The organism is Okeanomitos corallinicola TIOX110 (assembly GCF_038050375.1).
Classification (GTDB): domain Bacteria; phylum Cyanobacteriota; class Cyanobacteriia; order Cyanobacteriales; family Nostocaceae; genus Okeanomitos; species Okeanomitos corallinicola.
Window position 1 is genome coordinate 111,512 of record NZ_CP150886.1, and the last position, 23,813, is coordinate 135,324.

The following is a 23,813-nucleotide window of genomic DNA, read 5'->3' on the forward strand; positions in this document are numbered from 1 at the left end:
TTTATTAAAAGAATTACAGCAGCAACAGGTGGAGTCTGAACAGTTTTCTTATTGTTCTTTGGTGGAAATTCAAGGATGGAGTGATGTGACGAGAGGTACGTCTTTATTTGATAGTTTGGTTGTGTTTGAAAATTATCCAATTGGTTCTGATATTGGAGAAGATGACGATAGTTTAACTATCACTAATTCCCAGGGAATTGAACATACAAATTATCCGCTGACTGTAATAGCTGTTCCTAGTGAGCAATTGCTTTTAAATATTAGCTATGATACCAGCAAATTTGCCAGAGATACTATCAACAGAATGATAGGACATTTCATCACCCTGTTATCAGCAATAGTAGAAACTCCTACAGCAAAAATTAGAGAATTACCAATATTAACAGCAACAGAGAAACAGCAATTATTAAAAGAATGGAACAAAACAAAAACAGAATATCCTGCGGATAAATGTATTCATCAAATATTTGAGGAACAAGTTAAAAAGACACCAGATGCAATAGCAGTAGTTTATGGAAATGAACAAATAACTTACTCAGAATTAAATCAAAAAGCGAATAAACTAGCGCATCACTTAATATCCTTGGGAGTGAAAGCAGAAACCTTAATAGGAATATCTGTAGAACGTTCTCTAGAAATGGTAATAGGACTATTAGCAATAGTAAAAGCTGGAAGTGCTTACGTACCATTAGACCCAGAATATCCCCAAGAAAGACTAACAGCAATTATCGAAGATGCAGAAATCAAAGTCATATTAACAACAGAAAAATTAGTTAATAACCTGCTAGAAAACCAAGCAGAAATTATCTGCTATGAGCGAGAATTAGAAAACATAGAAAATCAAATACAAGAAAACCCAAGTACACAGACAAACTCAGAGAGTTTAGCTTACGTAATATACACATCAGGTTCAACAGGAAAACCCAAAGGAGTCAGTGTAAAACACAAAGGAGTAAACCGCTTAGTTGTCAACACAAATTACATTCAAATAGGAGCAAAAGACATAATAGCACAAGCATCAAACTCAGCATTTGACGCAGCAACATTTGAGATATGGGGAGCATTATTAAACGGAGCAAAATTAGTAGGAATAAGCAAAGAAACAGCACTATCACCGAGAGAATTTGCTAACAGAATAAAAACAGAAGGAATTAGTGTATTATTCCTAACAACAGCATTATTTAACCAAATAGCAAAAACAGAACCAACAACATTTAGTACACTGCGTTATTTATTATTTGGAGGAGAAGCAGTAGATATTAAATGGGTGCAAGAAATAGTTAAAAAAGGCAAACCAGAAAATCTATTACACGTCTACGGACCAACAGAAAACACCACATTTACAACATGGTATTTAGTAGAAGAAATTGCCGAAGAAGCAACAACAATACCAATAGGAAAAGCAATTTCTAACACAGAAATATATGTATTAGACCAGAACTTACAACCAGTACCAGTAGGAGTACCAGGGGAATTATATATAGGAGGTGCAGGTTTAGCTACAGGTTATTTAAACCGTCCTGAACTGACAGCAAAAACATTTATCCCTAACCCCTTTGACAACGGTAAAACCAAACTTTATAAAACAGGGGACTTGGTAAGATATTTAGCAGATGGAAATATTGAATATATCAGTCGGATAGATAACCAAGTTAAAATTCGTGGTTTCAGAATTGAATTAGGAGAAATAGAAACAGTTCTCAATCAAAATGAAAATGTACAAACATCAGTAGTTGTAGTTAGAGAAGACAAACCAGGATATAAAAAGTTAGTAGCTTATATCGTCTCAAAAACAAAATTCACAACAAAAGAATTGAGACAATATTTAAAAGGAAAACTACCAGAATACATGATACCCAGTAACTTTGTGTATCTGGACAATTTACCATTAACACCCAACGGAAAAGTAGATAAACGCGCTTTACCTGTACCAAATATCAATGCAGAAATAGAAAAAAAATATATAGCACCACGCACACCCACAGAAGAAATACTGGCAGTAATTTGGGCTCAAGTGCTAAAAGTAGAACGTGTAGGAATTCATGATAATTTCTTTGAACTGGGTGGACATTCATTATTAGCAACACAATTAGTTTCCCGTATCCGTAGTAGTTTCCAGGTAGAACTACCATTGCAAACTTTGTTTGCAGAAGCGACAGTAGCTGAATTAGGACAATTAATTGAGCAATTACAACAGGAAAATTTAAACCTTGCAGTACCAGCGATATTACCAAGGGTAGAGAATGCAGAATTACCGCTATCTTATGCACAACAAAGGTTATGGTTTATAGACCAGTTCGAGCCAAATAGTGCTTCATATAACATCCCCATAGCTTTGCGTTTGCAAGGAAAACTGGCATTTGCAGCCTTAGAAAACAGCTTAATTGAAATCATTAATCGCCACGAAGCTTTACATACCAACTTCCAAGCAAGAGAAGGAAAAGCCGAGCAAATTATCTACACATCCACAAATTGGAAAATCTCAAGAATTGACTTACAGCATTTATCAGCACAAGAAGCAGAAACAACTGGCAAAAAATTAATAAAACAACAAGCAATTCAAGGATTTAATTTATCAAATCAAGCTTTAATTAGAGCAACATTGATAGTAATTTCAGAAACCGAACATCTGTTATTAATATGTATGCACCATATAATTTCAGATGGCTGGTCAATGGGTGTGTTGTCTGAAGAATTAGCAACACTTTATAATGCTTATGTTCAAGGTCAAGAACTTTCATTAGCACCACTACCAATTCAGTATGCAGACTTTGCTATCTGGCAAAGAAACTGGTTGCAAGGAGAAGTCTTAGAAAGACAATTAAATTACTGGAAAAAACAATTAGAAAATGCCCCAACATTCCTGGATTTACCAACAGATAGACCGAGACCAGCAGTACAAACATTTGCGGGAGCATATCAAGAATTTGCATTATCAGCAGAACTTACAGATAAACTAAAAAAACTCAGCCAAGAACAGGGTGTTACCTTGTTTATGACTTTGTTCGCAGCATATAATTTACTACTAAGTCGCTACACAGGACAAACAGATATATTAGTAGGTTCTCCCATTGCTAACCGCCATCGCAGTGAAATAGAAGGGTTAATAGGCTTCTTTGTTAACACTTTCGTCTTACGTGTAGAACTATCAGGAAATCCCAATTTTAATGAATTATTGACTCGAATTCGGTCAATGGCATTATCAGCATATGCACATCAAGATTTACCCTTTGAAATGTTAGTGGAAGCATTGCAACCAGAGAGAGACCTGAGTCATTCACCATTATTTCAGGTGATGTTTGTGCTTCAGAATGCACCAATGTCAGATGTAGACTTAATAGGGTTGAATGTGAGTGGGTTAGAAATAGAAACCACCACAGCAAAATTTGATTTAACTCTATCAATGAGTCAAACTGCTACAGGACTAATTGGAGTTTGGGAATACAACACAGACCTATTTGATAGCAGCACAATTGAAAGAATGATAGGGCATTTTACTACTTTATTAGAAGTAATAGTAGAAACTCCTCAAGAACAGATTAACAAGCTACCAATATTAACAGCAACAGAGAAACAGCAATTATTAAAAGAATGGAACAAAACAAAAACAGAATATCCTGCGGATAAATGTATTCATCAAATATTTGAGGAACAAGTTAAAAAGACACCAGATGCAATAGCAGTAGTTTATGGAAATGAACAAATAACTTACTCAGAATTAAATCAAAAAGCGAATAAACTAGCGCATCACTTAATATCCTTGGGAGTGAAAGCAGAAACCTTAATAGGAATATCTGTAGAACGTTCTCTAGAAATGGTAATAGGACTATTAGCAATAGTAAAAGCTGGTGGTGCTTACGTACCATTAGACCCAGAATATCCCCAAGAAAGACTAACAGCAATTATCGAAGATGCAGAAATCAAAGTCATATTAACAACAGAAAAATTAGTTAATAACCTGCTAGAAAACCAAGCAGAAATTATCTGCTATGAGCGAGAATTAGAAAACATAGAAAATCAAATACAAGAAAACCCAAGTACACAGACAAACTCAGAGAGTTTAGCTTACGTAATATACACATCAGGTTCAACAGGAAAACCCAAAGGAGTCAGTGTAAAACACAAAGGAGTAAACCGCTTAGTTGTCAACACAAATTACATTCAAATAGGAGCAAAAGACATAATAGCACAAGCATCAAACTCAGCATTTGACGCAGCAACATTTGAGATATGGGGAGCATTATTAAACGGAGCAAAATTAGTAGGAATAAGCAAAGAAACAGCACTATCACCGAGAGAATTTGCTAACAGAATAAAAACAGAAGGAATTAGTGTATTATTCCTAACAACAGCATTATTTAACCAAATAGCAAAAACAGAACCAACAACATTTAGTACACTGCGTTATTTATTATTTGGAGGAGAAGCAGTAGATATTAAATGGGTGCAAGAAATAGTTAAAAAAGGCAAACCAGAAAATCTATTACACGTCTACGGACCAACAGAAAACACCACATTTACAACATGGTATTTAGTAGAAGAAATTGCCGAAGAAGCAACAACAATACCAATAGGAAAAGCAATTTCTAACACAGAAATATATGTATTAGACCAGAACTTACAACCAGTACCAGTAGGAGTACCAGGGGAATTATATATAGGAGGTGCAGGTTTAGCTACAGGTTATTTAAACCGTCCAGAATTAACAGCACAGACATTTATAAATAACCCCTTTGATAATGGGAAAACCAAACTTTATAAAACAGGGGACTTAGTAAGATATTTAGCGGATGGAAATATTGAATATATCAGTCGGATAGATAACCAAGTTAAAATAAGAGGTTTCCGAATAGAATTAGGAGAAATAGAAACAGTTCTCAATCAAAATGAAAATGTACAAACATCAGTAGTTGTAGTTAGAGAAGATAACCCTGGATATAAAAAGTTAGTAGCTTATATCGTCTCAGAAACAAAATTCACAACCAACGAATTGAGACAATATTTAAAAGGAAAACTACCAGAATACATGATACCCAGTAACTTTGTGTATCTGGACAATTTACCATTAACACCCAACGGAAAAGTAGATAAACGTGCTTTACCTGTACCTAGTTTTAATCTAGAAATAGAAGAAAAATATATAGCACCAAAAACAGAAATAGAAACCAAACTAGCAGAAATTTGGCAACAAGTATTAGGAATAGAAAAAATAGGAATAAATGATAACTTCTTTGAACTAGGTGGAGACTCAATTCTCAGTATTCAAATCATAGCAAAAGCCAAACAACAGGGAATAGAAATCACATTAAAACAGCTATTTGCGAATCAAACCATAGGAGAATTAGCAGCAGTAGCAGGAACAATTAAAACCCTAGAAATAGAACAGGTCACAGTTAGTGGAAACTTCCTCTTAACACCAATTCAAAAATGGTTCTTGGAGCAAAATAGACCAGAAACCCATCACTTTAACCAAGCATTTTTACTAACAGTACCAGCAGAAATAGATAGAAATAAAATAGAGAAAACTTGGCAAGAAATCATCAATCATCATGACGCTTTAAGATTGAGATTTACAGAAACAGAAAATCAATGGAAAGCAACACATAGTGAACCAATAGAAACTTTTGAAATTGAATACTTTGATATTTCCGAAGTTACAGAAACAGAAAAAACAGAAATAATAGAAACCACAGCGGATACACTGCAAGCAAGTTTAGACCTAGAATCTAATCTAGTCAAAGTGGGATTATTTAAACTAGGAGAAAATCAACCAGGAAGACTATTAATAATAATTCATCACCTAGTAGTAGATGGAATATCTTGGAGAATATTATTAGAAGACCTAGAAACAGGATATCAACAACTAAATCAAAATCAGAAAATCCAACTACCAGCAAAAACCACATCCTTTAAAACCTGGAGTGAGAAGTTATCAGAATATGCACAAACAGAAACATTAAAATCAGAAATTGATTATTGGGTAAATAAATCAAACAGTGCAATTAAATCAATTCCTGTAGATAAAGAAGGTGAAAACACCTTATCATCAACTCAAAACATTGCAGTATCATTAAACAAAGAAGAAACAACAGCATTATTACAACAAGTACCAAAAGCGTACAAAACACAGATTAATGATATTTTATTAACAGCATTAACTCTGGTTTTGAGTAAGTTGACAAAATCAAAATCTGTATTATTCAACTTAGAAGGACATGGAAGAGAAGATATACTTGATGGTGTAGATATATCTAGAACCATTGGATGGTTTACAACTATGTTCCCTGTAGTTGTAAATGTTGAAAATGCAGACTTTAACAGTAATAACAACTTAGGAAACATCATCAAATCAGTAAAAGAACAACTGAGACAAATACCCAATAAAGGTATCGGATATGGTGTACTGCGTTATTTGAGTGATGCAGAAATTAGTAACCAACTGGAAAAATTAGCACAAGCAGAAATTAGCTTTAACTATTTAGGACAATTTACCCAAACCTTAAATACATCATCGTTGTTATCATCTGCGGAAGAGTCTAGTGGACAATTCCAAAGTTTATTAGGAAACAGAGAAACCCTATTAGATGTAAATGCGATAATTGCAGATGAACAGTTACAAATTAACTGGACTTATAGTAATAACATTCATGAACAAACAACAGTTGAAAATATCGCAGATGAATTTATTACTACACTACAAACAATCATTAATCATTGTTTAAAACCAGAGAATGTAGGATATACACCTTCAGATTTCCCATTAATAAAACTGAATCAACAAGAATTAGATGGAATTGTAGCTAAACTCAACTTAGAGAATATTGAGGATATTTACCCCTTATCACCAATGCAGTCGGGGATGTTATTTGAAAGTTTATATGCTTTAAGTGAGGGTGTATATTTTGAACAAATCACCTGTACATTTAATGGTGATTTGAATGTAACAGCTTTTAGTAAAGCATGGCAAAAATTAGTAAATCATCATCAAATATTCCGCACTGCATTTATTTGGGAATCATTAAGTGAACCTGTACAAGTTGTGCAGAAAGATGTAACTATAAACGTTGAAATTCAAGACTGGAGAAATTTATCAACAACAGAACAAGAACAACAAATAGAACAGTTTTTACAGGATGAAAGAAAACAAAGTTTCCAACTTGATAAAACTCCATTGATGAGATTGTATTTACTGCAATTGAGTGATGAAAGCTATCAATTTGTGTGGAACTTCCACCACATATTACTTGATGGTTGGTCTTTACCTTTAGTGTGGGAAGATTGGTTTAATTATTATCATGCAATTGCTGAAGGTGTAGATACTAAATTAAAACCAACCATTAATTACAGTAACTATATTGCTTGGTTACAGGAACAACAACAACAAAATTTAGCCCAGGAATTTTGGCAAAATAAATTAAGTGGTTTTGAATCACCAACTCCCTTAGTCGTAGATACACCCTTATCAAATCGTCAACAGTCTGCATATCAAGAACAAATTGCCTATTTAACAGTTGAAAAAACAAAAGTAGCAACAGAATTTATCAGACAGCATCAATTAACAATGAATAATTTAGTGCAGGGTGTCTGGGGTTTATTATTATCTCGTTACAGTCAAGAAAATGATGTAGTCTTTGGTGCAACTGTCTCCGGTCGTCCTCCATCTTTGACTGGTGTAGAGTCAATGGTAGGGTTGTTTATTAATACCTTACCTGTGAGATTACAAGTTGCAGAAAATATTGATGTTTTATCTTTATTGAAGCAATTACAACAGCAACAGATAGACTCAGAACAGTTTGCTCATTCTCCATTAGTGGAAATTCAAGGATGGAGTGAAGTTCCTAGAGGTACTGGTTTATTTAATAGTATTGTCGTCTTTGAAAATTATCCCATTGATTCTAATAATGTCGAAACCGACGCAAAATTAACTATTACTAATTCCAGAGGAATTGAACATACTAATTATCCCTTGACTATTATTTCTGGCCCTGGTGAACAATTAATTATCAAGATTAGTTATGATAATAGTCACTTTGATGCAGAAACAATTACCAGAATGTTGGGACATTTTCAAACTTTGTTATCAGAAATAGTAGAAAACCCAACAGCAGAAATACACCAACTACCAATATTAACAGAACCAGAAAAACAAACATTATTAATTAATTGGAATAACACAGAAACAACATATCCAGAAAAAACAGTAATTCAACTATTTACAGAACAAGTTGCAAAAACACCAGATGCAACAGCAGTAATATTTGAAAATCAACAATTAACCTATTCAGAACTAAACGAAAAAGCGAACCAACTAGCACATCATTTAACATCCTTGGGAATAGGTGCAGATAGCATAGTAGGAATATATATAGAACGTTCCCTAGAAATGATAATAGGGATATTAGCAACATTAAAAGCGGGAACTGCTTACTTACCAATAGACACAGAATATCCAAAAGAACGGGTAAATTATATGTTAGAAGATGCAAAAATCAACATCTTACTAACACAAGAAAACCTCAAACAACAAATAGAAAATCAACAAATTAATACAATTTGTTTAGATACAGAATGGGAAAGAATTAATAACAGCAGTCAAGAAAATATCAACGTAGAAATTACATCAAATAACCTAGCTTACATAATATATACAAGTGGTTCAACAGGAACACCAAAAGGAGTAGAAATAACCCATAAAGGACTCACAAACCTGGTAAATTGGCATCAAAAACAATTTAAAATTACATCAGCAGATAAAGCTACTCAACTAGCAGGAACAGGGTTTGATGCAGCAGTCTGGGAAATATGGCCATATATAACCGCAGGTGCAACATTATATCTAGTTAAAAAAGAAATATTAGTATCACCAGAAAACCTCAAACAATGGTTAACAGAAAATCAAATAACAGTTAGCTTCGTACCCACACCCATCACCCAAGAACTATTAAAATTAGACTGGGAAAACGAGAATACAAAATTAAAACCAAAATTAAGATATTTACTCACAGGAGGAGATAAATTAACTCAACATCCAACAGAAAAAATACCATTTGCAGTAGTCAACAACTATGGCCCAACAGAAAATACAGTAGTTACAACATCTTGCATATTAGAACCACAAAAACAACAAACATCACCCAGCATTGGAAAACCAATAGACAACACCAAAGTATATATATTAGATAAAAACCTGCAACTCGTACCCATAGGAGTACCAGGAGAATTATATATAGGTGGTCAAAATTTAGCAAAAGGATATTTAAACCGTCCAGAACTTACCGCACAAACATTTATTCCTAACCCCTTTGATAATGGAAACAGTAAACTTTACAAAACAGGGGACTTAGTAAAATATTTAGAAAATGGAAACATTGAATATTTGGGAAGAATTGACAACCAAGTTAAAATACGAGGTTTTAGAATTGAGTTAGGAGAAATAGAAACCGTACTCAGTCAAAATTCAGATATTCAAGCATCTTGTGTAATAGTTCGTGAAGATAACCCCGGAGATAAACGGTTATTCGCTTATATAGTTTGTGAAAACTCCTTAGAAACCAGCGAACTCAGACGATATTTAAAAGGTAAATTACCAACATATATGATACCCAGTGCTTTTGTATATTTGGAAAATTTACCTTTGACAGCAAACGGAAAAATAGATAGACGTGCATTACCCGCACCAACAATAAATACAGAAATTGTAGATAATTATCTTGCACCACGCACACCTACCGAGGAAATATTAACCACAATTTGGCAACAAGTATTAAAAGTTGATAGAGTGGGAATTAATGATAACTTCTTTGAATTAGGTGGACATTCATTATTAGCAACACAATTAGTTTCCCGCATTCGTGATAGTTTGCAAGTAGAAATAGCTTTACAAACTGTATTTACAGAAACAACAATTTCCCAATTAGCACAAGTAATCGAGCAACTACAAAAACAAGAATTACAACTTGCAGCACCAGCGATATTACCCAGATTAGAAAATACTGAAATACCCCTATCTTTTGCCCAACAAAGATTATGGTTTTTAGACCAATTAGAACCCTTGAGTTCTTCCTATAATTTACCTGTGTCATTAAAATTAACAGGTCAACTGTCAATTCCCACTTTAGCAATAAGTTTGCAAGAAATCATCAATCGTCATGAATCATTACGCACCAACTTTAGAGCAGGTTTAGGAACAGCTACCCAATTTATTCAGCAACAAATTAACTGGCAATTATCAATAATTGACCTACAACATTTACCACTAGAAGCAGCAGAAACAACAGGTCAAGAATTACTGCAACAACAATTAATTCAACCCTTCAATTTAGCAGATGATATCTTAATTAGAGCTACATTAGTAGTGCTATCAGAAACTGAACACCTGTTACTAATTTGTATGCACCATATAGTTTCTGATGGTTGGTCTATGGGTGTGTTTGTCGGTGAATTAGCAACAGTTTATAATGCTTATTTACAAAATCAACCATCACCATTAACACCCTTACCAATACAATATGCTGACTTTGCAATTTGGCAAAGAAACTGGTTACAAGGTGATGTTTTAGAACGACAATTAAATTACTGGAAACAACAATTAGAAACCGCACCTAAATTCTTACCATTACCCACAGATAGACCTAGACCAGCAGTACAAACCTTTGCGGGAAGTTATCAAGAATTTGCACTTTCTGAAGAGTTAAGTAATCAACTAATTGCACTTAGTCAAAAGCAAGGTGTCACCTTATTTATGACACTGTTTGCAGCTTATAATATCTTGCTTTATCGCTACACAGGACAAACAGATATATTAGTTGGTTCTCCCATTGCAAATAGAAACCAAAGAGAAATAGAAGGGTTAATTGGTTTCTTTGTGAACACCTTAGTCTTCAGAACTCAACTCTCAGAAAATCCCAGTTTTAATGAATTATTAACTCAAATTAGAACCACCGCATTATCAGCTTACGCACACCAAGATTTACCCTTTGAAATGTTGGTGGAAGCATTACACCCAGAACGGGATTTGAGTTATACACCGTTATTCCAGGTGATGTTTATTCTTCAGAATGCACCAATATCAGATACAGAATTAACAGGTTTAGAAGTGAGTGCATTAGCAATAGAAACCACCACCGCTAAATTTGATTTAACATTATCAATGGAACAAACTACTACCGGAATTAGAGGAGGTTGGGAATACAATACTGACCTATTTGATAGTAGTACCATTGAGAGAATGACAGGTAATTTAATAACTGTATTATCTGCAATTGTCGAAAATCCCCAAACCAGAATTAATCAATTACCAATTCTCACAGCAACAGAAAAACAAACATTATTCATCGTCTGGAATCATACAACAGTAGAATATCCTCAATATCAATGTATTCATCAACTATTTGAGGAGCAAGTTCAAAAAACACCGGATGCGGTAGCGGTAGTATTTGCAAATCAACAATTAACCTATAGAGAATTAGATGAAAAAGCTAATCAATTAGCAAATTATTTACATTCTTTAGGAGTAACTACAGATGTTTTAGTAGGAATATCTGTAGAACGTTCTTTAGAAATGGTAATTGGACTTTTGGGAATATTAAAAGCTGGTGGTGCTTACCTCCCATTGGACCCTGAATATCCTACAGAACGTTTACAATTTATCCTCGAAGATGCACAGGTGAGATTTTTACTCACACAACAAAATTTAGTTAATTATTTACCCACAAACCAAGCACAAATCATCTGTTTAGATAGTGATTGGGATATCATTTCTCAAGCAAGTGCAAATCATTTATCTACTCAAGTACGAGGAAATAATTTAGCTTACGTTATCTACACATCTGGTTCAACTGGTAAACCTAAAGGTGTACAAATTGTTCATCATGCTGTGGTTAATTTCTTGACAGCAATGCAGCAACAACCAGGAATTACCCAAGAAGATATACTCTTAGGAGTAACGACAATTTCCTTTGATATTGCAGCTTTAGAAATCTTCTTACCGATGACTGTAGGCGCTCGTTTAATTATTGCTAGTCGTCAAGTAACTATAGATGGTCAAAAATTAGCTGAATTACTGCTTAATTCTCAAACCACCATCATGCAAGCAACCCCAGCAACGTGGAGATTACTGTTAGAAAATAACTGTGATTTGAGCAACTTAAAAATACTCTGTGGTGGTGAAGCATTACCTGGAGACCTTGCTCAAAAATTATCTAACCAAGGTGCGAGTTTGTGGAATCTTTATGGACCAACTGAAGCTACAATTTGGTCATCTGTATATGAAATCAAACCAGAAAATGATTTAATTTCCATCGGTCGGCCAATTAATAATACTCAGTTTTATGTATTAGACCAAAACTTACAACCAGTACCAGTTGGTGTACCAGGAGAATTACATATAGGTGGTGCAGGTTTAGCAAAAGGTTATTTAAACCGTCCAGAATTAACCGCTGAGAAATTTATTGCTAACCCCTTTGATAATGGTAAAACCAAACTTTATAAAACAGGGGACTTAGTAAGATATTTACAAGATGGCAATATTGAATATATTAGTCGGATAGATAACCAAGTTAAAGTTAGAGGTTTCAGAATAGAATTAGGAGAAATTGAAACCTTACTCAGTCAACAAGAAAATGTACAAATTGCTTGTGTAATTGTTAGAGAAGATACCCCTGGAGACCAACGTTTAGTTGCTTATATTGTCCCCCAACCACAACAAACACCAACTCCTAATATTCTGCGTCAATTCCTCAAAGCTAAACTACCAGATTATATGATTCCTAATACCTTTGTAATTTTGGAATCTTTACCTTTAACACCTAATGGAAAAATAGATAGACGTGCTTTGAGTGTACCAACTCCCACCCATCATATAGATAGCTTTGTTGCTCCCCGTACAGATTTAGAATTGCAATTAGCACAAATTTGGAATGAAATTCTCAAAGTCGAAAATGTGGGAGTAAAAGATAATTTCTTTGACTTAGGAGGTCATTCTCTCTTAGCTACTTATTTAATGGCACAAATTAGAGAAAAAATAGGAAAAGAAATTCCCTTAGCTGCACTTTTCCAACATCCGACAATAGAAGAATTAGCAATTACCCTCACCAAAATTCAACAAAATACTAACTCTCAAAATTCACCATTAGTAGCACTGCAAACTCGTGGTACTCAACCACCATTTTTCTGTGTTCCCGGTGCTGGTGGTTTCCCTTACTACTTCCACAATTTAGCCCGTGCTTTAGGTGAAAACCAACCATTCTACAGTTTCCAAGCACAAGGTACAAACGGAGAATTAGCACCCATAACAAAAGTCGAAGAAATAGCAACATATTATATTCAAGCCATACAAACAGTACAACCTCACGGACCATATTACTTAGGTGGACACTCCTTCGGTGGAAAAGTTGCCTTTGAAATTGCACAACAATTAATACAACAAGGTGAACAAGTAGCCTTACTTGCAATTTTAGACACCAACGCACCTATCAACTATGGCAGAGGTGAAGAAGCTGATGATACAACATGGTTAATTAGCATCGCCAACAGTTTACAGACAGCTTTCGCCAAAGATATAGAAATAGACAGTGTAACTCTGCGTTCCCTAGCACCCAGTCAACAAATAAAATACGTCCTCGAATATCTGCAAATGTTAGATATACTCCCACCCAATGCCAACACCCAATACATAGAAAACTTATTACAAGCCTACAAAGCTAACAACAACATTGAATATGCACCACAACAATTTACCCCCATACCCATCACCTTATTCCGCGCTAGTGAAATGTCCGCAGAAGAACAGTCCGCTTTCCCATCAGAACTCTTAACAGATGACACATGGGGATGGACACCCTTCGCAAGTCAACCCGTAGACCTACAATTTGTCCCCGGAAACCATATCACCATGATGACCCCACCCCACGTACAAACTTTAGCAGCCAAATTAAACACCTACATCAAAAGTAGGTTGGGTTAAACAAAGTGAAACCCAACATCCAAAAATCTTGATTGAAAAAGTTGGGTTTCATCCTTACTTTAATAATCAAACTCTTGTGGGGTGGGCATCTTGCCCGCCCAAAGTATACCTCATTACACCGTACTGTATCAAATTACAGCAGTTTCCACGTAAATGAGGTACAAATTTACATCACAAAACCTTATACCAAAAGGATTTTCAAGCTGATAGCTGAAAGCTGCTGTAATTAAAACCTATCCACCCCAGCAAATTGTTGATGTGATGAAACTTTAGCAGCTTCCCCACAGGTACGCGGTGTGGGAAAAATTTTCCCAGGGTTAGCTAAACCTTGAGGATTAAAAACTGCCCTTACCCATTGCATAGTTTCCAAATCTGCATCACTAAACATATCTGGCATATAACATTTTTTATCTGCACCAATGCCATGTTCACCGGAAATACTACCACCCACTTTTACACATAATTTGAGAATTTCACCCCCTGCTGCTTCCACCTTCTCCAACTCTCCAGGAATAGAATTATCAAATAAAATCAAAGGATGTAAATTACCATCTCCCGCATGAAATACATTAGCAATTCTATAACCGTATTTTTGACTTATAGCTTCAATTTCATTCAAAACATAGGGTAATTGCGTCCGAGGAATTACCCCATCTTGGACATAATAATCAGGGCTGATATGTCCTGCTGCTGCAAAAGCTGCCTTTCTACCTTTCCATAATTTTAACCGCGTTTCTGGGTCAGAGGCAGAAGTAATATTTCGCGCCCCATTCTGTTTACAAATTTCTGCTACAAGCTTTTTATTAGCTGCAACTTCTACTTCTAAACCATCAATTTCTACTAACAAAATTGCCTCTGCATCACGGGGATAACAATTAGTAGCAACAACATCTTCTACAGCGTTAATACTAATATTATCCATCATTTCCATCCCACCAGGAATAATCCCCGCACTAATAATATCAGAAACACTAGCGGCGGCAGCTTCCACACTGGTAAAATCTGCTAATAAAACACAAATTGATTCAGCAGTTTTGAGAATTTTTAAAGTGATTTCCGTCGCAATTCCTAAAGTTCCTTCTGAACCTACAAATACACCTGTTAAATCATAACCAGGCATTTCGGGAATTTGTCCCCCAATATCAGCAATTGAACCATCAGGAAGCACAATTTTTAAACCTAAAACATGATTAGTTGTGACACCATATTTTAAACAATGAACACCCCCAGAATTTTCGGCAATATTGCCACCAATTGAACAGATAATTTGACTAGAAGGGTCTGGTGCAAAATAGAAACCAGCACCGCTAACCGCTTGTGTTACCCAACTATTTATTATCCCTGGTTGGACAACTACACGTTGATTTTCTAAGTCAATTTTGAGAATTTGCCGCATTAAAGATGTGACTATTAAAACTGAATCTGTTGATGGTAAAGCACCACCTGATAAACCTGTTCCTGAACCTCTAGCGATGAAAGGAACGGAATATTGATTACAGATTTTGACAATTTCTGCTACTTGTTCGGTAGTGCGGGGTAATACTGCGACTGGGGGTTGTTGACGATAGCTGGTTAAACCGTCACATTCATAGGTTAATAGTTCTTCTTTGCGTTGGACTACGCCTTTTTCACCAAGGACGGCGATGAATTTTTTGATGATGGGTTTCCAATTGATTTGGGTTTTTTCTTGGGTTAGCATAATGGTTTTTTATTGGTGGTAGATGTTTTTATTTTCTCACGCTCCAGGCGCAGAGTCGCCACCTGAAGGAGGAGGGTTTTTTAGATAAATTATTAAGCTATTAAACACTATTTTTTGTATTCACTAGCTAATAAATAAATCTTCTATTCTTATCAATAAGATGTTCTTTTTCAGCAATCTTGACTCGTTATTAGCGGGCAAGATGCCCGCACCACAAAAAGCAATGTTGAGATATTTTCTAATCTTTAATTTTCTCAACTGTCACCTGAATTAAGCAGGTTCAAATTTCAAAGAAACACCATTCATACAGTAACGTAAACCAGTAGGTTTGGGGCCATCATTGAAAACATGACCCAAATGCCCACCACAACGGCTACAATGAACTTCAGTTCTAGTCATGAAGAAAGAACGGTCTACAGTCGTGCCAATTGCCCCCTCAATCGGTTGAAAAAAGCTAGGCCAACCAGTCCGACTGTCAAATTTAGTATCCGAGGTAAACAAAGCCTGTCCACACCCAGCACAGACATAAGTACCAGCGTCATAAGTTTTATCTAACGGGCTAGTATGGGCGCGTTCAGTGCCATGTTTACGTAGAACATCAAACTGTTCTTGCGTCAAAATCGTCTTCCATTCCGCATCAGTCTTAGTAACTTCAAACTTAGTATCCGCAGATGCCATAGGTTCCGAACTCCCATTGATATAACGTGAAAAAAAGGCAGTGCCGAGTAATACAGCACCAATTTGTAAAAAATGACGTTTGTCCATATATCTATTATTTGCCATTTTCCTATTCAAGCAACGGAAACAGCCAAATTAATTTTACAATTTTACCGTTTACCTTGACGTTGTTGATGTCTTTCTCATAAAGCCAGAGTAGCTTTCATCTGTCAGCATTTTTCCGACTCAGAACATCAAGATAAATATTGTTCTGCTTGTAACTTCAATTTATCTCCTTCTAAAAGCACCTGGTCAATATAATCTTTAACATCCATGTACGGTTGTCTCAAGCTAATTTTCTCTAACTGAATAGCCCTGCGGGTACTTTGTCTTAATTGTCCAGCTAACTTGCGTTTACCAAACAAATCTAACCCAACAGAAATAATACTATCAGGAGTAGTTTGTGTAGCCTGTTGATTAATTTCTCGAATGGCTAAATTAAGCTCTTTTTTAATAGCTCGTAGTTGTTTCTGAATTAAGTTGATATTTTTGACTTGTAACTTTACAGATTTAGGAGTATCTAGAGTTAAAGTCATCTGTTGTTTGAGTTGATAAATTTGGAGTTGAGTTTCTTGTAGGTTCATGGTTAATTGATTCTAAGTAGAACGGACTTAATAATTCAAAATTTGTAGTGAGGAATCATCTCAAAATTTTTTATATTACTTAATCTAGTTTGATTTATTCTCGTCTACTTACTTACTATAGGATTACTATTTTATTTTTGAAAAAATTAGGTATTGTAGGGTGTGTTAGAACGAAGTTCGTAACGCACCAAACCCTGGATAATGGTGCGTTACGCTATCGCTAACGCACCCTACGTATCTTTTCAGAAATCAAACCGGATTCCTATATTATTGCTGTAACTTAAATTAATTATTAGTTGTTTACATGATTTAAAATTCCAAAGTAATCAAATAATTTACAGATTTTTGCACAGGTAAATCACCTGTTCGACGGATTATTCACGAGTGAATACTGTTAATAACAGCAATTCCCGAATCAGCCTCATAAGTCAGGTTGCTTGACTACTAATAGTCTGTTCAATATCTGGTTTATTGGCTGATGTAGCAAGTGATATATATATCCATTAATATAATAATTCTATCTAAATGCAGTTGTAAACATTTTTATGATTGTTTTTTGTTTACTTAATTGTAAGCCCTCAGTTAACAGCGGAAGCTACGCAGACCTAGTGATTCAGTTTTTTCCAGCTAATACCACAAATTACCATACAATTATTTCCAGTTTACAGTATCTTGAAAATAACTACCCGTTAAAAAATACCCATAAAAAATCCGATGGAACATGAATATAGTTTAGTCCTAGATTTAACCATTGTCCTAGTAGCTACCGCATTAGGAGGACTACTAGCAAACCGTTTAAAACAACCTGTAATATTAGGTTATTTAACTAGCGGCTTTGTAGTTGGTCCCTTTGGTTTTAAATTACTCAATAATGCCACAGAGATTAAATCCTTAGCAGAAATAGGAGTAGCTTTTTTACTCTTTGCTTTAGGTGTAGAATTTTCCTTAACGGAACTAAAAAGAGTTAAGAAAATCGCCTTACCAGGGAGTTTATTACAAATCGGTTTAACAATTATTCTCGTTACCTTAGTAACAGTAATTACAGGTTGGGCTAATAATTTTCAGCAGGGAATTTTTCTCGGTGCTGTTTTATCTCTTTCTTCCACCGCAGTAGTTTTAAAAACACTCTCAGAAAGCGGTGAAACTAACACCATGCACGGGCAAATAATGTTAGCAATTTTAATCGCCCAAGATTTAGCATTAGGCTTAATGTTGGCCATATTTCCAGCAATGAACCAATCAGGAAATATAGCTGCCGCTTTAGGAACTGCTTTAATTAAAATCGTTTTATTTGTGGGAGTGGCATTAATTTTAAGTCGGTGGATAGTTCCCCAATTGATCTCTATTTTCGCAGCCACAGAAAGTAATGAATTATTTCTATTGGGAGTCATTGGTTTATGTCTGGGAGTTGCTTTAACCACCGCTGCATTAGGTCTTTCTATTGCAATGGGAGCATTTGTCGCCGGGTTGATGATTTCAGAAGTTGATTATGCTGATCAAGCTTTAGCTAAGATTTTACCTTTACGAGATACCTTTTCTAGTCTATTTTTTGCCTCCATTGGAATGTTAATTGATCCTACTATTCTCATTAATAATTTAGGAGTCATTTTAGGATTAGTGACTTTAGTGATGATAGGTAAAGCCGCCATTATTTTATGTATTGTCTTAGGATTTGGCTACTCTTTAAAAAATGGTATTTTAGTCAGTTTTGGTATTAATCAAATTGGAGAATTTTCTTTTGTATTAGCTTTATTAGGTTTAAGGTTAAATCTGATTTCTCAACAAACCTATTTTTTATTATTGGGAACAACAGCAATTACCTTAGTTTTAACTCCGTTTTGGCTTAAAGCTGCACCAGGAATAGCTGTAAAATTAAATCGCATACCTTGGTTAATCAACTTTTTGCAAAGATTTTCGACAAATCAAACTTTATCTATCCCAGAAACTATTAATAATCATGTAGTGGTAGCTGGTTATGGTAGAGTTGGACAGGTGATTGTCAAAATTTTACAAAGTCAACAATATCCCGTTTTAGTCATTGAAAATAGTGAAGCATCAGTGCAAAGATTAAGGATGCACAATATACCTTATATTTTTGGTGATGCAGACTCAGAATTACTATTAGAAAAAGCCCATTTAGACAAGGCGAAAGCTTTAGCAATTGCCCTTCCAGACCCTGCCAGCACCAGGTTACTGCTCAGAAATGCCCTAGCAATAGCACCTAATTTAGATGTCATTGCTCGTTCCCATACTGACAAGGAAATTGATTTTCTCACCCAAATGGGTGCAAAGGAAGTAGTACAACCTGAATTTGAAGCAGCATTAGAATTAGGCAATCATTTACTGAAAACTTTGGGAGAAACGGAAAGTTACATTCTCACAGTGCTTAAAGCTATTCGTACAGATCAATATTTAAGCATTAGGCCAGAAAGAGAATAGTTAGCAGATTAATGAGTTTAGTGGTTAAGTATGATTAAGCAAGTATACAATACCTTATAAATTCTGATAAGAAAACACAGAGTTAGAAAAATTAGTAACTCTTGTTTTAGGCTGTAAATACTTATCCACTACTCTAATTATCTTTTCAGATTCTACAGGTTTAGTTATAAATTCTGTTGCCCCAAACACCCGAGAACGTACCCGATCAAAAACACCATCATTACCAGTTAATATTACTATTGGAGTTTTAGTAAAATAAGAACAACGTCGTAGTTGCTCACACACCTCATAACCACTAACCACAGGCATAACTAAATCCAGAAAAATTAAATCGGGCTTATTCTCAATCAAAATTGGTAAAGCTTGCAGGGGATGTTCAATACCAATAAATCTCATTCCATGAGCAGTAATAATCTGATCTAATATTTGGCAAATTTGAGGACTATCATCTATACAAGCTATTAGTGGAACATTAGTGTTTTTGGCCACTTTAAATTGAGATATTTTCTTAATCTTGTTTGTGGGTAATGGTAAATCAGGTACTTCTATCAAATTGATAATGTTTTGTCGAATATAAGGAAGTAAAGAACGAGTGATTTGTACAATATTCTTCTTCATTTTAACTGATATTTCCCAGAGGGTATTTTTACCATTAATGAGTCTTTGCAAATTTTGGTAAACTAATGGAGTAACTTGCTGTTTGAGTTGTTCTGGTTGCTGTAAAACTGGCACTAATTCAGGACAAATTCCTTCTAAACCAGCCTCTTTCCACTTATACAAAGATTCTCCTACCTGGCTGACAAGAGTATTGATATCTATAGATGAAAATGATGGTTTTAATAACAGTTCTTGGTTTTTATCAAAGCTAAGAGATGATGAATTAATGTGTTGAAATATGTCAAACAAAACTTCTGAAATTGTACTTTTAACGATATTATTGATATCTGGTTTGGAAATGTCTTGGTTAGCATATAATGTCTTTAACACTAAATAATCCCAATAATCTACCAATATATTTTCAGTAAAATACTTGCTGTTACTAATATCAACTTGGGGAGAATATTGAAGAATATTTCTACACAGCCGACGATAGGGATGTTTACCCCCTGTTGCCCAAACTACCTGACCATATTGATAATAAAATATCCAAGTTCGTCCCTGGTTATTTTTAATATTTAACTCTCCTGTATACTTAAATTTTCTACATAGACTAAGTTCTTTAATCAATTCCTTAATCAGTTTATTGAACTCAACTATTTGCATATTAACCATGTTTAGTACATCCAATCTAAATGAATAACTGTGATCTTGAGGGAATTCATAATCGGAACCTTAGTTAGTTATAATGTCAAAGTTTCAAGCCATAGGATAAAAAATTTTTCATCTCATGAATTTAGTTATCAGTGACTGCAATTAATGAAAGTAGAGCCAACATAATTTACCTTAGCCATACTTTCAATCCATTTCGACATCCTCAAAAGTTGAAGTAGCTTAGTAATATGACATGAGCAAATCTGATTCAGCTAACAATTATTACATATATTTTAATTTTTTATAATATATTTTCTTACGTATAAACTCGGAACTTTTTATCTTACTCTATGTTAATCTTTGTCCGGCTAGATTTGACAGAAGACATTTTTAGATTTAGATATCAAGGTCAATTATATCTTCTAGTCTAACCTAATTTATGTGATTTTAGCTATACAAGCAATAGTTGATTATACTTACATAACATCAATCAAGAAAATTATCCATTAGCAATTAGCACTGTTACCTATCACCTTTGAAGATTTTCTGCACCTGTGTAACCTGTAGCTAACCAGATAATAGCTCTAGCTCCATCACGGATTGATTTTTCAATAGGTTCTTGAGAGGTGGTTGAGGGAACAGATACTGCTTTAAAATCAATACCTCGACTACCTAAAACAATTTCACCAATCACACAAGCGCGACGCATATGAAAATCAGAAGTAATTAAATAAACACTTTTTATACCCCGTGATTGTAATTCATCCACTAGGGTAGTAAAATTTGTTACCGTATCTACGGCTTCATAGTCTAAGTACAAGCGTTTGGGATCAACTCCAGCTTTAGTGAATACTTCTTTTGTATAATTAGGTGGACTACCTCCAGTAATCCATACAGGTATATCGGGATGCTTCTTAGCAAAATCCGCTGTAAATTTCTCCCTTTCTAAATTTTTAGTCGAACCGCCTAAAACTAATACGGCTTGGGGATGTACAAACAGGCTTTGTACTTCTGTATATCCTAACCACAGTAATAGGGGTAGAATAAAATACATTAGCCGCGAAGATTTACCTTTAAACAATAGCTTTTTCAAGGTTGTCTAAGTTTGTCTGCGAATGCTAGATGTTTGCAAATATTCAATTTAAATATTGTGTAGAATAGTGACCTTAAACAAAATCGAATGAAATGGGGAATTTATGATTTTTGGTATATTGACGTATTTACCCAAAACATTTAACTAAAGTATGACAATTACTGGTCTTTTCAATGCACCATCCTAACTGATATCGCACAATCGCACAATATATTATAGGGGTTCAAACCCATTTGTTGCCATTGATTAGCTTTGCACACAGGGATTGAACAAACGGGACTGGTGCGACTTGAACGCACGACCTGTCGCTTAGGAGGCGACCGCTCTATCCAACTGAGCTACAACCCCAATCAAATGAACACATACCATAATAGCAGCAGTTTTAGTCAGAGTGCCAACTATTTTCCCAACCATCTCCACCTATTTCTAAACCACAAACGTCGCTATATGCTTGGAGAATAATTTGAGATTTGCTGCCATTTAATTTGCGTAATGTTAATTCTAGTTTACCTTGCATGGTATCTTGACAACAAATGGTTAAGCCTTTGTTTGTAGGTGCGCGTAAAGGTGTACCTGGTAAATCCGTAGTGCCAATGAGTTCCACTTGATAATCTTGATTTTTGGCTTGCATTTGCCATTTACCCCAAGGTTGAATTTGCCAACTGACCTGTGAATTCCAGGGAACAAATTCATAGAATTTTCCTTGGTAATGGATACCAATCATGGCTACAGATTCCATCCACCACAAAACTCCACGCCTACCACCACCAGCAGTTAAGGCTAAATCAGGGTCGTTTTTGAACGCGTTACAGTTTAACCAAAACCATTTTTGAGGAAATGCACCACCCCAATTTTTTTCTCCATAAGCTGGGGCATTTGTAAATTCATATTTTTTACCATTCCAGTCTATCCAACCGCTGGCTAAACCATGAGCCATTAAAATCTGCCAACCTGGTTCAAAAATCTGTGAAAATGATAACCAGCCAGCGGTTGATTGCTGGAGACTATTTTGATTACCCCAAGCGTAAACAGGTTTAATTTCATACTGCCATTGACAGTAATTACCAGTACCGGGATCAGTGATAATGCCTTGATTTAAGGTAGCTGTAGCTTGATAGCCTTCTTGGATATGATGAGTAAATTCACTGGGAAGGAGATAGAGGGGAGAAATTTGCAAGTTGGTTTTTCCCCAATGTCCTAAAGCTAAGGCTTCTCGACTCGCCCAAAATTTGTTCACATCGGGAAATGTCCGACACAGATATTCATCATTGGGACCGAGGACTTGGGCTGCACCACCACTATCAGCTTTACCACCAATGGGATCTTCAATGGAGTACATAAATGCAAAGGTTTGGCAAATTTCTGGTAATGTTACCCGATAGTACCAACCTTCAAAAAAACGACGATTTGTTTGATCCCAATGATAGCCACTGTGGGGTGTTTGCGATGTGTTAAAAAAGTTTTGAAGAATATTCATAGATTTTGATTAGTAGTTGCACTGGATCATATTCTGTACTTATTTTTTATGATTAAAATAGTCAAATAGATGACATATATTTCCTATGTATTCTAATTTGATCATAAATGCTGTTGGTTGATTTATGATCAATTGTTTTTCACAAAGTTACCAAAATGTTGCGAGATATTAATGAAATTAAACTTTAGTAAAAACACTGCACAAGAGGAAAAAGTCATGCTAGATTAAGAACAGGGTACAGAAAGGTTAAAAAAACTTTTCGACATAGAGCAATCATGTTATCGCGTCTGGCTAAGGCGTGTTCGCGCAGCGAACGCTAAAGCGAATAAGTCTACTGAGGGATAACCGCTCCCATGCTCCCGTTGAAGTAGAAAGTAAAGTCTAGTTTTGTCTAGGTTTTATATAGCAGCTTGTACCTCCTGCTCTAAGGTCTGAGCAATCGCTGTTAGGTTGTGGCTTCCTGTGAAATGTGTTTTCACCTTGATTTCATCAATTCGTTATTGGAGGTTTTTAAACGCACAGCCAGAAATGCCTGCCTAGTTACAATAAAGGATGCACAATTCTGATTTGTTGATTGCTAATAGTGTCCA

8 protein-coding genes and 1 tRNA gene (1 of these 9 cut by a window edge) are annotated in these 23,813 nt (G+C 35.2%); 2 read left to right on the top strand and 7 right to left on the bottom strand.

Going from position 1 to position 23,813, the window contains the following annotated elements; all coding sequences use genetic code 11:
- Positions 1 to 13,963: the final stretch of a non-ribosomal peptide synthase/polyketide synthase gene (locus tag WJM97_RS00460; protein WP_353931123.1), read on the top strand. Its footprint begins 23,063 nt before the window's first position; only the last 13,963 of its 37,026 coding nucleotides appear in the window; its start codon lies off the left edge, out of view; the stop codon is at positions 13,961 to 13,963.
- A gap of 226 nt (positions 13,964 to 14,189) precedes the next feature.
- Here WJM97_RS00460 and glcD read toward each other — a convergent pair whose 3' ends face one another.
- From glcD to WJM97_RS00475, 3 genes are all read right to left on the bottom strand, one after another.
- Positions 14,190 to 15,662, bottom strand: a complete 1,473-nt coding sequence (gene glcD / locus WJM97_RS00465) for a glycolate oxidase subunit GlcD (RefSeq protein ID WP_353931124.1) — start codon at positions 15,660 to 15,662, stop codon at positions 14,190 to 14,192.
- A gap of 270 nt (positions 15,663 to 15,932) precedes the next feature.
- Positions 15,933 to 16,427 (bottom strand): peptide-methionine (R)-S-oxide reductase MsrB, encoded by a 495-nt coding sequence (gene msrB / locus WJM97_RS00470; RefSeq protein ID WP_353933249.1) that lies wholly within the window; start codon positions 16,425 to 16,427, stop codon positions 15,933 to 15,935.
- 146 nt (positions 16,428 to 16,573) lie between these two features.
- The gene (locus WJM97_RS00475) at positions 16,574 to 16,963 is read right to left on the bottom strand and encodes a hypothetical protein (RefSeq protein WP_353931125.1); all 390 of its coding nucleotides are present in this window, start codon (positions 16,961 to 16,963) and stop codon (positions 16,574 to 16,576) included.
- A 714-nt stretch (positions 16,964 to 17,677) separates the two neighbouring features.
- Between WJM97_RS00475 and WJM97_RS00480 the strand changes: the two genes are divergently transcribed.
- Complete coding sequence (locus WJM97_RS00480; protein ID WP_353931126.1) at positions 17,678 to 19,402, top strand: cation:proton antiporter; 1,725 nt, start codon at positions 17,678 to 17,680, stop codon at positions 19,400 to 19,402.
- Between the two features lie 54 nt (positions 19,403 to 19,456).
- Here the strand turns inward: WJM97_RS00480 and WJM97_RS00485 are convergent, their stop codons facing one another.
- From WJM97_RS00485 to WJM97_RS00500, 4 genes are all read right to left on the bottom strand, one after another.
- Entirely contained in the window at positions 19,457 to 20,674 is a 1,218-nt protein-coding gene (locus WJM97_RS00485) for a response regulator (protein ID WP_353931127.1), read from the bottom strand.
- Positions 20,675 to 21,182: 508 nt separating this feature from the next.
- On the bottom strand, positions 21,183 to 21,707 hold the full coding sequence (locus tag WJM97_RS00490; protein ID WP_353931128.1) for a YdcF family protein: 525 nt from the start codon (positions 21,705 to 21,707) through the stop codon (positions 21,183 to 21,185).
- A 313-nt stretch (positions 21,708 to 22,020) separates the two neighbouring features.
- A tRNA-Arg gene (locus tag WJM97_RS00495) sits at positions 22,021 to 22,094 on the bottom strand.
- 34 nt (positions 22,095 to 22,128) lie between these two features.
- Complete coding sequence (locus tag WJM97_RS00500; RefSeq protein ID WP_353931129.1) at positions 22,129 to 23,223, bottom strand: tocopherol cyclase family protein; 1,095 nt, start codon at positions 23,221 to 23,223, stop codon at positions 22,129 to 22,131.
- Positions 23,224 to 23,813: the final 590 nt, after the last annotated feature.